A 16,096-nucleotide genomic window follows, 5' to 3' on the forward strand; every position below is an offset into this window, starting at 1 on the left:
CTCGTCGTCGCCTGTCGGTCACCCTTCGAAGAAGTCGCAAGCAGCTGGCGCGGGGAGTGGTTCTCCTCCTCGTCGCGGCTCTGCTGCCGCCGGCCCAGAACGCCGGCCTCGCGCCGCTGCCGACGTCCGCCTCGCCCGGGGGCGGCGCGGTCGACGTCCCCGCCCACCCGGACGGGGTGTCCTTCAACCCCAACCAGCTCAAGGGAATCCAGGCGGCCGACCCCGGCACCGGGATCAACCTCATCCAGCCGCCGACGGCGAACAACACCGGCGAAGCCCGGCTGAACTACCCGATCGAGCTCCCGCCGGGCCGGGGTGACGCGCAGCCGCAGCTGTCGCTCGCCTACGACTCGGCGAACGCCGACGGCTGGGCCGGCATGGGGTGGGACCTGCGCCTGCCGTCGATCACCATCGACACCCGCTGGGGCGTGCCGCGCTACGACGCCGGGCTCGAAACCGAGACTTATCTGCTCGACGGCGAACAGCTCACCCCCGTGGCCAATCGGACGCCACTGCTGGCCAGAACCGCGGAAAAGGTGTTCCACACCCGGACCGAAGGACAATTCCGCAGAATCGTCCGGCACGGCGCCACCCCGCGCGAATACTGGTGGGAGATCATCGCCAAGAACGGGACGCGGACGATCTTCGGCGGCCCGGCCGCGGCCGGCACCGACAGCACCACGCTCACCGACGACGCGGGCGACATCGCCGTCTGGGCGCTGAGCGAAACCCGGGACACCCACGACAACTTCGTGCGCTACCACCACGTCCGGGTCAGCGATCCGGGCGTCACCGGCGGCACCGTGCCCGGCGTCGCGCTGTACGCGCAGAAGATCACCTACACCGGCCAGGGCAAGATCGAAGGCCGCTACAGCATCACCTTCACCCGGGACCGCGACCGCGGCGAGCCCCGGCGGCCGGACGTCCAGATCGACGGGCGGAACGGGTTCAAGCAGGTCACGGCCGATCTGCTGCGCCGAGTCGACGTCTTCCTCGACGACAAGCCGATCCGCGGCTACGAGCTGAACTACCGCACCGGCGCGTTCGCCAAGACGCTGCTGCAGTCGGTGACCCAGTTCGGCGAAGACGGCTCGCCGTTCACCACCCACACCTTCGACTACTACGACGACATCCGCTCCGCCGACGGCCGGTACCAGGCGTTCGGCGACGCGCTGGGGTGGAGCGTGCCGGGCGACTCGCTCGGGGAAAGCGTGCCCGGCGGACACGCGAGCGCGCTGTCGGCCACGACGTCGCGCAGCGCCGGCGGGCACCTCTACGTCGGGTTCAACCCGGCCGTGGCCCGCAAGTCCGGTTCGGCGGGCGCCAAGGTCGGGTTCAACGCCGGCAGCTCCGAGGGTCTGCTCTCGCTGACCGACGTCAACGGCGACTCGTTGCCGGACAAGGTGTTCCGGACCGGCGCCGGGATCTTCTACCGGCCGAACCTCGCCGGCCCCGGCGGCACGCCGAAGTTCGGCGACACGCCGATCAAGCTCCCCAACCTCCCCGGGATCGCCGCGGAGGAGACCCGGTCGACCACGTCCGGCGTCGAGGCGTACTTCGGCGTGGCCGCGCAGCTCGACCAGGTCTCGACCACCACCCGCACCGACCGCTACCTCACCGACGTCAACGCCGACGGCATCGCCGACCTCGTGAACGACGGCGGCGTCCTGTTCGGGCACCTCGACGCCCAGGGCAACCCGGCCTACAGCACGAACAGCAACGACACCCCGGTGCCGATCGGCAGCGGCGCCGCGAACGGGACCATCGTCGGCGACCAGACCGCCGAAATCGAGCGCCAGGTCGACGCCTTCCCGCTGCTCGACAGCGTGCGCCGGTGGGTCGCGCCCTACGACGGCACGGTGCGGATCGGCGGGGGCGCGCGGCTGACCTCCGACCCCGGTGCCGACCGCGCCGCCGACGGCGTCCGCGTGGCCGTGCAGCACGAGGACACCGAACTGTGGGCGCAGCGCATCACCGCGCGCGACCACGCCGTGTACGCACCGTCCGGTGTGGACGGTGTCGACGTGCACCGCGGCGACCGGCTCTACTTCCGCGTCCAGTCCGTCGCCGACGGCCGGTTCGACCAGGTCGACTGGGACCCGGACGTCACCTACACCGGCGTCACGCCGACGACCGACGTCAACGGCCTCGACGCCTACCGCTACCTCGCCTCCCGCGACTTCACCCTGGGCGGCCGGCCCTCGACGGTCACCGCTCCCCTGACCGGGACGCTGCACCTCTCCGGTGACGTCTCCAAGGTCGGCCCGACGACCGACGACGTCGCCGTGGTGATCACCCGCAACGGCACCGACGTCTTCAGCCGCACCCTGCCCGCGGCGAGCGGGACGACCGTGCCGGTCGACCTCGACATCCCGGTGTCGGCGAACGACACGCTGTCCTGGCGGCTCAAGGTGGACTCGCCGATCGACGCGGGGACGCTGAACTGGGTGCCGTCGGCGCACTACGTCGCGGCCGAGGGCGGCGTGCCGGTCGTCGACCAGCAGGGCAACCCCACGCTGGTCATCGACCCGCCGTTCGACCTGGACCTCTATCCCGTCGACACGTCCACCGCGCCGCAAGGGACCTACACCGCGGACCGCACCGGGGACCTCGTCGTCCGGCCCGAGCTGGCACTCACCGGGGACGCGCACGTCGTGTTCACCATCAAGCGCCGGGGAGCGCTGCTGGCCAAGCGCGTCCTCGACGTCGTGGCCGGCCAGGTGCCCGACACGCAGCTCACGGTGCCGGTGAACGAAGGCGACGAGCTGTTCTTCGACTACTCCACGCTCGACACCGGCCTGGCGGGCCGGGTCACCGGTCAGTCGGCGTCGGTCAGCACCGACGGCGTGACTTTCACACCGGTGCCGAGCGCGTTGCACTCCTCGGCCGAGCAGGGCGCCTTCGCCCAGCCCTACCGCGGCTGGGCGGCCATCGGCTACCAGGGCAACCGCGACCGCGCGACCGCGCCGATCAAGCAGTCCGACCTCGTGATCGACGCGAGCTACCGGGACAGGATCCCGGGCGCGCCACAGGAGTCCGACGTGCCCGGCTTCGACGGGCGGGTCAGCACGCCGAACGCCGTCGTGCTCGCCCCGCGGCCCGCGCTGGAGCGCTGGGGCAGCGACGACGGCAACACCTGGATCGCCGCCGGCTCGGCGGCCTCGTCCCGGTTCGGCACCGACCGGATCGACGTCGCCCAGGACGCCGACATCGCCGGCGCGACCGGCGTGTCCCGGGTCGCGCGCACGCAGCAGATCTCGACCACGTTCGGCGCGAGCGTGCCCGGCGTCCCGATCGGGGCCGGGGCCAGCGTGGCCCGCGGCCGCAGCTCCGGGCAGGTCGACTTCCTCGACCTCAACGGCGACCGCTTCCCCGACGTCGTCGGCCCGGCCGGGATCCAGTACTCCGACCAGACCGGCGGGCTCGGCACGACCCGCGGCAGCCTCGGCACCGGCAGCGTCCGCGAGTCCGACTCGACGGCGTTCACCGCGTCGGCCAACGCCGGCAGCCCGGCCCGCAGCGCCGCCAACGGCCGTGGCATGTCCGCGCCGTCGGCGGACAAGCCGGCCACCACGGCGCAGTCCGGGAGCGAGCTGCCGAGCCTCGGCATCGGCGGCAGCGTCGGCGGCGGCGAGTCCGACGCCGCGTTCGACCTGCTCGACATCAACGGCGACACGCTCCCGGACCGCGTCTACGCGGACGGGAACGCGGCGCTCAACCTCGGCTACCGGTTCGCGGCGCCCGAGCCGTGGCCGGGCGGCCCGCTCGCCGGCTCCAGCACCCGCAGCAGCGGCGCCAACCTCGGCTTCAACACCGACTTCTACGGTCTGGCCGGCGGGGTTTCGGCCACGAACGGCGAGTCCAAGTCCGAAGCCGGGCTCCAGGACGTGACCGGCGACGGCCTCCCGGACCGGGTGTTCTCCCGCAACGGCCAGCCGCTCTCCGTCGCGATCAACACCGGCAGCGGCTTCGCGCCACCGACGCCGTTCGGCGGCAGCCAGGCCGGGATCACCACCGACAGCAGCGCGAACCTCGGCGCCGGTGCCTACTTCACCTTCGGGTTCTGCCTGGGCATCCTGGGCGGCGCCTGCGTCGTGTTCAACCCGGGCGCCGACACCTCCCGGGGCATCGGGCGCAGCGAGGTCGCGCTGCGGGACGTGAACGGCGACGGGTACGCCGACCAGGTCCGCTCCACCCGCGACGACGAGCTGGTCGTCGCGGAGAACCGGACCGGGCGCACCAACCTGCTGCGCACGGTCAACCGCCCGCTGGGTGCGCGCTTCGAGCTCGACTACACCCGCGACGGCAACACGGAGAACCTGCCGCAGTCGCGCTGGGTGCTCTCGCGCACGACGCTGTTCGACGGCCACCCGGGTGACGGCCAGGACTTCCAGGTGTCCACCTTCCGCTACACCGACGGCCGGTTCGACCGGCTGGAAAGGCAGTTCACCGGCTACGGCCGCGTGGTCAGCGAGCAGCGCGACGGCGACACGGTCTACCGCAGCACCACCAGCGACTACCGCACGGACACGGTCTACGCGCGTGGCCTGCTCACCCGCACCGCCACCGCCGACGGCGGCGGGCACCTGTTCACCGAGACGCTCAACAGCTACGTCCTGCGGGACGTGGCCACGGGCAAGATCGCGGACCCGGCCAGCACCGTGGCCACGGTGTTCCCGCTCTTGTCGCGCACCGAGCAGCGCTTCTACGAAGGCGGCGCGGCCGCGGGCAAGACGACCGCCACCGAGAACGAGTACGACGCGTTCGGCAACCTGACCCGCGTCCTCGACACGGCGGACACCGGCGCCGCCGACGACGTCGAGACGAAGATGCAGTACACGGCGGCCGACGCCGCGTGCCGCGACCGCAACATCGTGGGCGTGCCGGACGTCGTGGACGTGGTGGCCGTCGCGGCCAAGGCGACGACCCGGCACCGGGAGTCCACAGTGGACTGCACGACCGGCGACGTCCGGCAGGTGCGCGCGGTGCTGGCCGACGGCTCGAAGGCCGTCACGGACATGGAGTACCTCGGCAACGGCAACCTCAAGGCCGTCGTCGGGCCGGCGAACAAGGCCGGTCAGCGGTACCGCCTCGACTACGGCTACGACCCCGTGGTCGGCGTCCACATCGAGACCATCGTGGACAGCTACGGCTACCGCACGGCCATCACGCACAACTACAAGTACGGCCTGCCGGAGACGACGCTGGACAAGAACTTCCAGCGCGTCCACACGAACTACGACCGGTTCGGCCGGGTGTCCTTCGTCGCGGGGCCGTACGAGATCCCGGAGAACCGGGTGACCGTGAGCTTCGAGTACCACCCCGAAGCGCCGGTTCCGTACGCCGTCAGCAGGCACATCGACAACACGGCCGGCAGCGTCCGGGACGACACCATCGACGTCGTCCAGTTCACCGACGGGCTCGACCGGGTGCTGCAGACCAAGAAGGACGCCAGCGTCGCGACCGAAGCCGGGGCGGACCCGGAAGCGGTGATGACCGTGTCCGGGCACACCGTGTACGACTTCGCCGGGCGCGCCGTCGAGCAGTACTACCCCGTCACCGAACCGAAGGGAGATAACAACTTCGCGTTCGACACCGCGGTCGACTCCGTCACGCCGACGCGGCTGGGCTACGACATCCTCGACCGCACGATCCGCACGGAGATCCCGGACGGAGGGGTGTCCAGCACCGCCTTCGGGTTCGGCGCCGACCGGTCCGGCACGACCCGGTTCGAGACGGTCAGCACCGACGCGAACGGCAAGCAGCGCCGCAGCTACTCCGACACCCGCGAGCTGACCACCGCGGTCAAGGAGGCCAACCCGGCCGGCGGCCAGCCGGTGATCTGGACCAGCTACGGCTACGACGCGATGGGCCAGATCACGTCCGTCGTCGACGACCGGAACAACACGACGAAGGCGACGTACGACAACTTCGGCCGGCGCACGGCCGTGGAGAGCCCGGACTCGGGGAAGGTCGAGACCGGCTACGACCTCGCCGACAACGTCACCAGCAAGGTGACGCCGACCCTGCGCGCCCAGCGCAAGGCCATCCAGTACGACTACGAGTTCACGCGGCTGACCGGGATCCGGTACCCGGTCTTCACCGGCAACGACGTCCAGTACACCTACGGCGCGCTCGGCGCCCCCGAGAACGGCGCGGGCCGGATCACGTCGATCCACGACGCCGCCGGCACCGAGACCCGCGGCTACGGGCCGCTCGGCGAGCTCACCCGGGAGACCCGGACGCTCGGCGGTGACGTGGGCACCAAGGACGACCGGGGGAAGTCGTTCACCACGACGACCCGGTACGACACCTGGAACCGGGTGCTGGAAACCACCTACCCCGACGGGGAGGAGCTGACCTACGGCTACGACACCGGCGGGCAGGTCACCCAGCTCACCGGGGTCAAGAACGGCACCCAGTACGCCTACCTGGCGCGGCTGGACTACGACAAGTTCGAGCAGAAGGTGCTGCAGGAGACCGGCTCCGGTGTCCGGACGACCTACCGCTACGACGCCACCGACCGGCGCCTGGCCACGCTGAAGTCGGCGCAGCCCGACGGGAACACGTTCCAGAACCTCTCCTACGGCTACGACAAGGTCGGCAACGTCACCACGCTGACCAACGACGTCGCGGTGCCGGGCGCCAAGGAGCTCGGCGGTCCCAGCAGCCAGACCTACGGCTACGACGACCTCTACCGGCTCACCTCGGCGACCGGGTCGTACCGCAACGACAACGCCAAGCTGAACCACTACCAGCTGGACCTGGCCTACGACACGCTCAACAACACGACGAACAAGACCCAGAAGCACGACCTCACGGCCACGTCGGGCGCCACCCAGCCGCAGAGCAAGACCAGCTACACACAGAAGTACACCTATTCGGCGCTGCCGCACGCGCCGAGCAAGATCGGCACCGACGTCCAGAAGTACGACGCCGGCGGGAACCTGATCGACATCACCGCCGGCAGGAGCGCCGATGCCGCGAGTGCTGACTCCGTGGTGCTGACGGCCGAGACCAGTGGCGGCAAGCGGACCCAGTTCGTCTGGGACGAGGAGAACCGGCTCGCGTGCGCCTACGACGACGAAGACGACACGGTCAAGCAGGAACCCGCGTCCTGTGACGACAAGGGCGACCAGCCCGACGTCCGGTTCGTCTACGACGACGCCGGCAACCGCGTCGCCAAGGAGGGCAAGCAGACCCACGTCGCGATCGGCACCACCTACAGCCGGGTCGACGGCAAGCCCGTCAAGCACTACTTCCTCGGCGACACCCGGCTGCTGAGCAAGAAGGCCGCCGACGCGGGGTACGAGCACGACCAGTTCTACTTCCACGCCGACCAGCTGGGTTCGGCCACGTACGTCACCGACGAACACGGCAAGCTCGCCTCGCACCAGGAGTACTTCGCCTACGGGGAATCCTGGGTCGAGGAGAACAAGGCCCAGGAACCGGTGCCGTACCAGTACAACGGGAAGGAGTTCGACAAGGAGACCGGGCTCTACTTCTACGGCGCCCGCTACTACAACCCGCGCACGAACCTGTGGCAGAGCGCCGACCCGGCCGCCGGGTCCTATCTGGACGGTGCGCCGAACGGCGGCGTGCACCAGCCGTTCAACCTGGCGTCCTACAGCTACGCCTCCGACAACCCCGTGCGGCTGTCCGACCCGGACGGGCGCAGCACGTGGAACCGCGTCATGGGCGGGCTGAAGCTGGTCGGCGGGTTCGCCGAGTCCGCCACCGGGGCTACGGTCGGCGTGGCGACGTCGTGGACCGGCATCGGCGCGGTCGCCGGAGCCGTGGTGTTCGTCCACGGCGCCGACACCGCGGCCACCGGGCTGCGGCAGCTCGTCTCCGGCGAGGACGAAAGCTCGCTGACCAGCCAGGCCATCCAGCACACGACCGGGCTGAGCAAGGAGACCGTCGACCAGGGCGAAGCCGTCGTCTCGCTCGGTGCCACGCTGGGCATGACGGCGGCCCTCAAGGCCCCGCAGATCGCCGCCGCCACCAGCTCCAACGGCTCGGTTTCCCGGGCGCTGGCCTCGACCGGCCTGATCGCGGGCGGGCTGTCCAAGCCGGGCGCGCTGCGCGCGGCGGCGATCGAGGTGCACGACCTGGCCCTGCTCGAGAAGGGCGGGCAGATCCGGCACACGATGTCCACCGTGGCGTTGCACGAGGCCCGGCTGGCCGACGGCACGACGCAGATCTTCGCGTCGGGCTCGAGCGGCCGGCTGTCCACGGCGCAGATCGCGCGGCTGGTCGAGCTCGGCGTGCCACGGGCGAACATCGTGCGCGGCGGCTTGCACGCCGAACGGAACATCCTCGCCGCCGTACCGGAAGGAGCGGAGCAGGTGCGGTGGGGCATCGCCTGGAGCACGGCCAACAAGCCGGTACCTTGTGGCAAGTGCGCCCCGTTCCTGAAGGGCATCATCGAAGGAGCCGAATGACCTCGGTCGACATCGGCTCGCTGGCCGCTTCGGCGGCCGGCGGGCCGGCCACCCGCTCTCCGGCCGACGGCTGGGCGGCCTGCGCCACGATCTGGGCGCGGGTCTACGTCCAAGCCGGCCCCGGGTGGGCGAAGTGGCCGCACCTGGCCGCCACGGCCGGCGCGGCGCTCACCACCGCGCTGGCCCGTGCGGCCGGAGCCGAGGTCTCCGGCGAGGAGGACATCGCCCGCCTGAGCGCGTTCGACGTCGAAGACGACGGGTCCGACGAGTGGCAGCACGTCCTCGACCTGACGACGATGCTGCTGGCCGCGTTGTCCGACGACGACGTCGAATCCACGCTCGAGAGCGCGGTGACGACCTACCTGGAGGGCACGTTCACCGTGCTGGCCAACGACCACGCCCGCACCGCCGGCCGCCCGCTCGGCCAGCCGGAGGCGGAAGAGGCACTGGCGGCCGACGAACGTTGGCAGCGCGCGGTCGGCTTCGTCCGCGCGCTGTGAGCTAGCCGAACACCGCCCGGTTCGCCTCGGCCCACTCCGCGTAGGTCGTCCCCGGGCGGCCGAGCAGGTCTTCGACGACACCGGTCGGGACCTGCGGGTGCCGCAGGGTTTCCTCGAAGCCGTCCATCAGCCAGTCGACGGCGGCTTCGGGGACCCCGTACCCGACCCACTGCGCACGTTGCTGTGCCCTGGTCAGCTCACGGAACCGGATTTCCTTGCCCAGCACGGACTCCAGCGTCGCGACCTGCCCCCGCAGGCTGATCGCCTCCGGTCCACTGAGGACGTACGTGGCGCCTTCGTGGCCTTCGGTGGTGAGCACGCGGGCGGCCACCGCGGCGATGTCCCCGAGGTCGATCGGGGTCTGCGTCGCGTCGCCGTAAGCCATCGCGGCCTCGCCCGCGGCGACCATGGGCGCCCAGTCGAGCGTGTTGTTCATGAAGACGCCGGGACGCAGGAAGGTCCATGCGAAACCGGCGTCACGGACCGCCTTCTCGACGGCGCCGTACTCGTTGCCGCTGGAGCCTTCGTGGTCGTCCCCGACACTGCTGCCCGACAGCGCGGCCACCCGCTTGATGCCGGCTTCGGTGGCGAGTGCGCAGAACTTCCGGACGGTCCGCGCCATCGGGGCGAGGTAGACGGCATCGACGCCGTCGAGCGGCAGGGTCGACGGCCGGGCCAGCGACCCGACCACCACTTCGGCCTCCGGCGGCAGCTTCGCGCGTTCGGGGTCGACGGTCAGCGCTCTGACCGGCGCTCCCAGCGCCAGCAGCTCGTCGACCACCAACCGGCCCACGCTGCCGGTCGCGCCCGTCACCAGGATCGTCATCGTCATGCCCTCCTCGTTCTCGTATGCCGTACGAGATCGTACGGCATACGGGAACCCTGGCGCACGTAAAACCAGACTTCAGGACGTGATGGTCGGCAGCTCAGGCGCCGCGACGTCGTAGACCTTGCCCTCTTGGGTGAGCAGCGCCGCCAGGACCTTGGCCTTGCGGTCCGTCTGCTCCGGTGTCCCCCAGCGGACGATCTTGCCGCTCGACAGCGTGAACTCCACGCTCGCCGGGGTCTTCGCCGTCGCCGTCGTGACCTGCTTCAGCAGCTGCTCCGGGATCACCCCGAGGACCGCCGTCACCGCCCGGGTCACCGGGTCGTCCGCCGACACCTTCGGCAGCTTGAGCTCCGGTAACCCCGCCGGTCGTGACGGCACCGTCTTGAACACCACGCCGCCGCCGTCGACGAGGTGGACGCCGTCGCCGCCCGGGCCGCTGTCGAAGAACGCGATCGCCGTCCGCTCGGTCACCGTGATCTCGACCGTGTTCGGCCACGACCGCGACACCTCGACCGTCGCGATGCCCGGCATCCCGGCCACCCGGTCGCGGATGTCGTCGGTGCTCAGCAGCAGCATCGGCTTGTCCAGCGGCACCGCCGCGACCGCGCGGATCCGGTCGGCCGCCACCGTGCGCGAACCGCTGACCGAGACGTCCTTCGCGCCCAGCATCGAGCTGAAGAACAGCAGATACACCAAGGCGATCACGGTCAGCACCGAGAGCAGGGCCACCCACCGGCGGCGGATCTCGACCCGCCGGTTGGGCCGGTTGCGCGGCGACGGACGCGTGGCCGCGCGGGTGCGGCGGCGCTCCTCGTCGGAGCGCCGCCCCCGGCGTTCCCGCGCCAGGGCGGCACGATCCCGTTCGTCCTCTTCGGACGGACGGCGGCGTTCCCTGGTCGGACTCATCGGCTCAGCGTTTGTCCAGCTCGGCGAGGATCTCCGGGCCCAGCTGCGTCACGTCCCCGGCGCCCATGGTGACCACGAGGTCGCCGGGCTTCGCCAGCCCGGCCACCAGCGGCGCGGCGACGTCGAACGCCGGCTCGTAGTGCACCGTCGCCGTCACCCGGTCCGCGATCAGCGCGCCGGTGACCCCGGGCTCGGGCTCCTCGCGCGCGCCGTAGACGTCCAGCACGACGACCTCGTCGGCCTGCGACAGCGCCTCGGCGAACTCCGCCGAGAACGTCTTGGTCCGCGAGTACAGGTGCGGCTGGAACACCACGATCACCCGCCCGGTCCCGGCCGCCGTCCGGACCGCGCGCAGCTGCGCGGACACCTCGGTCGGGTGGTGGGCGTAGTCGTCGTAGACGCGGACGTCGCCGGCGCGGCCCTTGAACTCGAACCGCCGCCGCACGCCGCCGAACACCGCGAGCCCCTCGACCAGCCCTTCGACGGGCGCGCCGAGCTCGATCCCGGCCAGCAGGGCCGCGAGCGCGTTGTTCGCCATGTGGTCGCCCGGCACCGCGACCTTCACGTCGATCAGCTTGGTCTTCAACGAGATCCGCACGACCCCGCCGTCGGGCTGCGGCTCGTAGGACATGACCTTGGCGTCGTCCGGCCCGCTGACCCAGTGGCCGTACCGCTGCACGCGGACACCGCGCTTCGCGGCGGCGTCGCCCAGCGCGTCGGCCCCTTCGTCGTCGGCGCAGACGATCAGCAGCCCGTCCGGGTCGAGCCGGTCGACGAACTCGGTGAACACCTTCGTGTAGGCCTCGGCGGTGCCGTGGTGGTCCAGGTGGTCCGGCTCGACGTTCGTCACGACCGCGACCGACGGCGAGTAGGCCAGGAACGAGCCGTCGCTCTCGTCGGCCTCGGCGACGAAGATGCCGCCCTCGCCGTGGTGGGCGTTGGCCCCGGACTCGTTGAGGTCGCCGCCGATGGCGAACGACGGGTCGAGCCGGCAGTGCTGCAGCGCCACGGTGAGCATCGACGTCGTCGACGTCTTGCCGTGCGTGCCCGCGATGCAGGCGACGCGGTGGCCCTCCATCAGCCCGGCCAGCGCCTGGGCCCGGTGTAGCACCGGGATCCCCGCGGCGCGCGCCGCGGCCAGCTCGGGGTTGGTCTCCTTGATGGCCGTCGAGACGACCACCGACGACGGCGGCTCGGCGAGCGCGGTCAGGTTCGCGGCGGCCTGGCCGACGAACAGCTCGGCGCCCTGGGCCCGCAGCGACAGCAGCGCGCGCGACTCCTTCGCGTCCGAGCCCGACACGAAAGCACCGCGGGCCAGCAGGATCCGCGCGATACCGGACATGCCGGCGCCGCCGATCCCGATCAGGTGCGCCCGGCGCAGCTCTTCAGGCAGTTCAGGCACCAGCGGCCTCCAAGACGATGCGGGCGAGGGTCTCGTCGGCCTCGCGGTGGCCCATGCCGGCCGCCGCCGCGCTCATCTTCGCGACGCGGTCGGCGTCGGTGACCAGCGGGACGACCAGCTCGGCGACCTTGGCCGGGCTCAGGTCGGCGTCGGCGATCATCAGCGCGGCCCCGGCGTCGACGGCGGGCCGTCCGTTGGAGGCCTGCTCGCCGTTGCCGATCGGCAGCGGGACGAACACCGCCGGCAGCCCGACCGAGGTCACCTCGGCGACGGTCATCGCGCCCGAGCGGCAGATCGTGACGTCCGCGGCCGCGTAGGCCAGGTCCATCCGCTCCAGGTACGGCACCGGCACGTACGCCGGCTTGCCCGGGAACTCCTGCACGACCAGGGTGTTCTTCGGGCCGTGCGCGTGCAGCACGCCGACCCCGGCGTCGGCCAGGTCCTTGGCCGCGCCGGACACCGCGGCGTTGATCGACTGCGCGCCCTGCGAACCGCCGAACACCAGCAGCGTCGGGGCGTCCGGGTCCAGGCCGAAGTGGGCGCGGGCCTCGGCCCGCAGCGCGGCGCGGTCCAGCGAGGTGATCGACCGCCGCAGCGGGATCCCGACGACCTCGGCCTTCGGCAGTGGCGTCCCCGGGACGGCGACGGCGACGCGGGCGGCGAACCGCGCGCCGACCTTGTTGGCCAGGCCGGCCGACTTGTTGGCCTCGTGCACGACGATGGGGACGCGCCCTCGCGCGGCCAGGTAGGCGGGCAGGGCGACGTAGCCGCCGAAGCCGACGACGACGTCAGCGCCGACCCGGTCCAGCACTTCACGGGTCTTGCGGACCGAGTCGCGGACCTTCAGCGGCAGCCGCAGCAGCTCCGGGGTCGGCTTGCGCGGCAGCGGGACCGGTGGGATCAGCTCCAGGTCGTAGCCGCGGGCCGGGACCAGCTTGTTCTCCAGGCCGCGCTCGGTCCCGAGGGCGATCACCGTCGCGTCCGGGCGCAGCCGCATGACGGCGTCGGCCAGGGCGAGGGCGGGTTCGATGTGTCCTGCGGTGCCACCACCGGCGACCACGACCACAGGCCCTTTGCCCGTGGCGGACCGCTCGGTTCCCTTGACGGGCTTACTCACCAATGACCTCTCCGGTTCGCGGTACTCCGGGTACCACGGCTCGCTGTTGTCCGCGCGGCCCCGCCGCGTGACGTGGCCGTGCTCGTCCGTGCCGCGCTGCGGCGCACCGGTTCGCGGACCGACCTGCGTCGTTCCTGCGCCGGGGCGGGCCGCGCCGCACGGGGCGCGGGCCTGGCCGCCTTCGCCCCGGTGCGCGCCGCCCCCTTGCGGGTGGCGGGCGGGCGGTACGGATCGGGCGCGGGCAGCCGCAGCAGGCGTCCGAATTTACCCGGCCCCTGTGTGCGCAGCGCGGCCACCGCCTCCGGTTCGTGCCGGGCGGCGTTCGCGAGCACCCCCATGATGAGCATGGTGATCACCAGCGAGGTGCCGCCGTAGGAGATCAGCGGCAGCGTGACGCCGGTGACCGGCAGCAGGCCGACGACGTAACCGATGTTGATGCCGGCCTGCGCCACGAGGAACACGGTGAGCGTGCCGGACACGATCCGGATCCACGGGTCGATGTTGCGGGTGGCGATCCGCAGGCCCACGACGGCGACCGCGGCGAACAGGGCGAGCACGACGACGCACCCGATCAGCCCGAGCTCCTCGCCGATCAGGGCGAAGATGAAGTCGTTCTGCACGTTCGGCAGGTAGTTCCAGCTGGCCGCGCCCTGGCCGAGGCCCTTGCCGAGCAGCCCGCCGTCGGCGAGCGCCAGCTTGGCCTGGTTCGCCTGGAAGCCCTCGGCGCTGGTGTCGGCGTCCGGCGAGAGGAACGACATGACGCGGGCGAGCCGGTAGGGCGCGATGAGGGCGAGCACGAGCACGCCGGCCAGGCCGCCCGCGAGGATCACGCCGAACAGCCGTTTCGGGGCGCCGGCGAACCACAGCAGCGCCAGCAGGACGACGGCGAGGGTGACCGTGCCGCCGAGGTCGGGCTGCAGCATGACCAGGGCGAACATCAGCAGCGCGATCGGCACCACGGGCACCAGCAGGTGCCGCCACTGGTGGATCACGTTGTACTTGATCACCAGGATGTGCGCGCCCCAGAACGCCAGCGCGACCTTCGCGGCCTCGACCGGCTGGAAGGTGAAGTCGCCGAGGCGGAACCAGCCCTGCGAGCCGTTGACCGTCGACCCCAGCGGGGTCAGGACCAGCACCAGCAGGCCCAGGCAGATCACCGTCGCGGTGGCCGACATCCGCCGGATCCGCTCCAGCTTGACGCGCATGCCCAGCCAGAACACCACGCCGCCGAGCGCGACGAACACCAGGTGCTTGGTGAACAGCGCGTACACGCCGCTGCCGGTCTTCGGGTTGTACGAGCCGACCGACGACGCCGAGAGCACCATGACGATGCCGATGACGGTGAGCACACCGGTCAGCGCGAGCACGAGGTGGAACGACGCCAGCGGGCGCGAGAGCCACGCGGTCAGCGCGGTCCGGAACGCGACGAAGCCGCTCTCCTTGCGCTCACGGCGCGGGCGCTTCGGCGGTGTCTTGGGCTTGGGCTCAACTGCCGTCACTCGGCTCCCCCGCTGCGTCGTCGCGGAGGACGTGCACCGCCGCGGCGAACGCGTCGCCGCGCTCGCCGTAGTTGCGGAACATGTCCAACGACGCCGCGGCGGGTGCGAGCAGCACCACGTCACCAGGCCGGGCCATCGCGCTGGCCGCACTCACCGCCGCAGTCATGGGTTCATGGTCACCCGGACGGAGGCTGTTCACCGGGACATCGGGCGCGTGTCGCGCGACCGCGGCGGCGATCACGGGTGAATCGACCCCGAGTAGCACAACTCCGCGCAAACGGCCCGCGATGCTGCTCACCAGTTCTTCGACGGAGGCGCCCTTGAGCTGGCCACCGGCGATCCAGACGATGCTCTGGTGCGCGCGCAGCGACCCGGCGGCGGCGTGCGGGTTGGTCGCCTTCGAGTCGTTGACGTAGCGGACCCCGGCGACCTCGGCCACCTCGACGGCCCGGTGCGGGGCCGGCTGGTACTCGCGCAGCCCCTTCAGCACGGCTTCCGGCGGGACGCCGTGGGCGCGGGCCAGCGAGGCCGCGGCGAGGGCGTTGGAGACGTTGTGCGGGCCGGGCGGGCGGACGTCGGCGAGGGTGGCGAGCTCCTCGGCGCTGTTCGCCGGGTCGGCGACGAAAGCGCGGTCGACCAGCAGGTCTTCGACCAGGCCCAGCTCTTCGGCGGCCGGGGTGTCGAGCCGGAAGCCGACGCGGCGGGCGCTCTCGGGCGCGTGCTCCTGCGCGATCCGGGTGGACCACTCGTCGTCGGCGTTGTGCACGGCGACCTTGGCGCGCGCGTACACGTGCCCCTTGGCGGCGGCGTAGGAGTCCATCGAGCCGTGCCAGTCGATGTGGTCCTCGGCCAGGTTGAGCACCACGGCCGCGTCCGGGGCCAGCGTCGAGGACCAGTGCAGCTGGAAGCTCGACAGCTCCACGGCCAGCACGTCGTAGCCCGCGCGCACCGCGTCCAGCGCCGCGTAGCCGATGTTCCCGCAGGCCACGGCGTTGCTGCCGGCCGACTTGAGGATCGACTCGAGCATGCCGACGGTGGTCGTCTTGCCGTTGGTGCCGGTGACCACCAGCCACGACGGCGGGTGCTCGCGCAGCTGTCCGACGCGCCAGGCCAGCTCGACGTCGCCGATCACCTCGACACCCGCTTCGGCGGCGGCGACCAGCAGTGGCGACGTCGGCCGCCAGCCGGGGCTGGTGACGACGAGGACGACGTCGGCGGGCGGCTCGGTCAGCCCGGGCACCAGCTCGGCGCCGAGGCCTTCGAGTTCGGCGAGGCGCTCGGCGTTGCCGTCGGTGACGGTCACGCGAGCGCCCAGCTCGGTGAGCACGGGCACGATCGACTTCCCGGTGACCCCCGCACCGGCGACGAGAACGTGACGACCGGCGATGTCCACGTTCCG

The 16,096-nt window shown here is 71.8% G+C and carries 8 protein-coding genes; 2 read left to right on the plus strand and 6 right to left on the minus strand.

The annotated features are described in order from the left end of the window. Positions 1–56: 56 nt before the first annotated feature. A complete protein-coding gene (locus tag ACZ7OU_RS39490) occupies positions 57–8,444 on the plus strand; it encodes a SpvB/TcaC N-terminal domain-containing protein (RefSeq protein WP_470259223.1) in 8,388 nt (2,795 codons plus the stop codon). Next, complete coding sequence (locus tag ACZ7OU_RS39495) at positions 8,441–8,944, plus strand: hypothetical protein (RefSeq protein ID WP_470246233.1); 504 nt, start codon at positions 8,441–8,443, stop codon at positions 8,942–8,944. Before ACZ7OU_RS39490 ends, ACZ7OU_RS39495 begins: the two co-directional genes overlap by 4 nt. A 1-nt stretch (position 8,945) precedes the next feature. Here the strand turns inward: ACZ7OU_RS39495 and ACZ7OU_RS39500 are convergent, their stop codons facing one another. The 6 genes from ACZ7OU_RS39500 to murD all read right to left on the minus strand — a co-directional run bounded on the left by ACZ7OU_RS39500 (position 8,946) and on the right by murD (position 16,090). Next, positions 8,946–9,770: an NAD(P)H-binding protein gene (locus ACZ7OU_RS39500; RefSeq protein ID WP_470259675.1), complete on the minus strand. Its 825-nt coding sequence runs from the start codon at positions 9,768–9,770 to the stop codon at positions 8,946–8,948. A 78-nt stretch (positions 9,771–9,848) separates the two neighbouring features. After that, positions 9,849–10,679: a cell division protein FtsQ/DivIB gene (locus ACZ7OU_RS39505; RefSeq protein ID WP_470259224.1), complete on the minus strand. Its 831-nt coding sequence runs from the start codon at positions 10,677–10,679 to the stop codon at positions 9,849–9,851. Between the two features lie 4 nt (positions 10,680–10,683). Continuing rightward, a complete protein-coding gene (gene murC, locus ACZ7OU_RS39510) occupies positions 10,684–12,081 on the minus strand; it encodes a UDP-N-acetylmuramate--L-alanine ligase (protein ID WP_470259225.1) in 1,398 nt (465 codons plus the stop codon). Continuing rightward, positions 12,074–13,198, minus strand: a complete 1,125-nt coding sequence (gene murG / locus ACZ7OU_RS39515) for an undecaprenyldiphospho-muramoylpentapeptide beta-N-acetylglucosaminyltransferase (protein WP_470259226.1) — start codon at positions 13,196–13,198, stop codon at positions 12,074–12,076. The genes murC and murG overlap by 8 nt, the downstream gene beginning before the upstream one ends. Then, complete coding sequence (gene ftsW, locus ACZ7OU_RS39520; protein ID WP_470246229.1) at positions 13,195–14,697, minus strand: putative lipid II flippase FtsW; 1,503 nt, start codon at positions 14,695–14,697, stop codon at positions 13,195–13,197. The genes murG and ftsW overlap by 4 nt, the downstream gene beginning before the upstream one ends. Then, entirely contained in the window at positions 14,684–16,090 is a 1,407-nt protein-coding gene (gene murD, locus ACZ7OU_RS39525) for a UDP-N-acetylmuramoyl-L-alanine--D-glutamate ligase (protein WP_470259227.1), read from the minus strand. Before murD ends, ftsW begins: the two co-directional genes overlap by 14 nt. Between the last annotated feature and the right edge of the window lie 6 nt (positions 16,091–16,096).

It is taken from the genome of Amycolatopsis sp. NPDC114505, assembly GCF_055633615.1.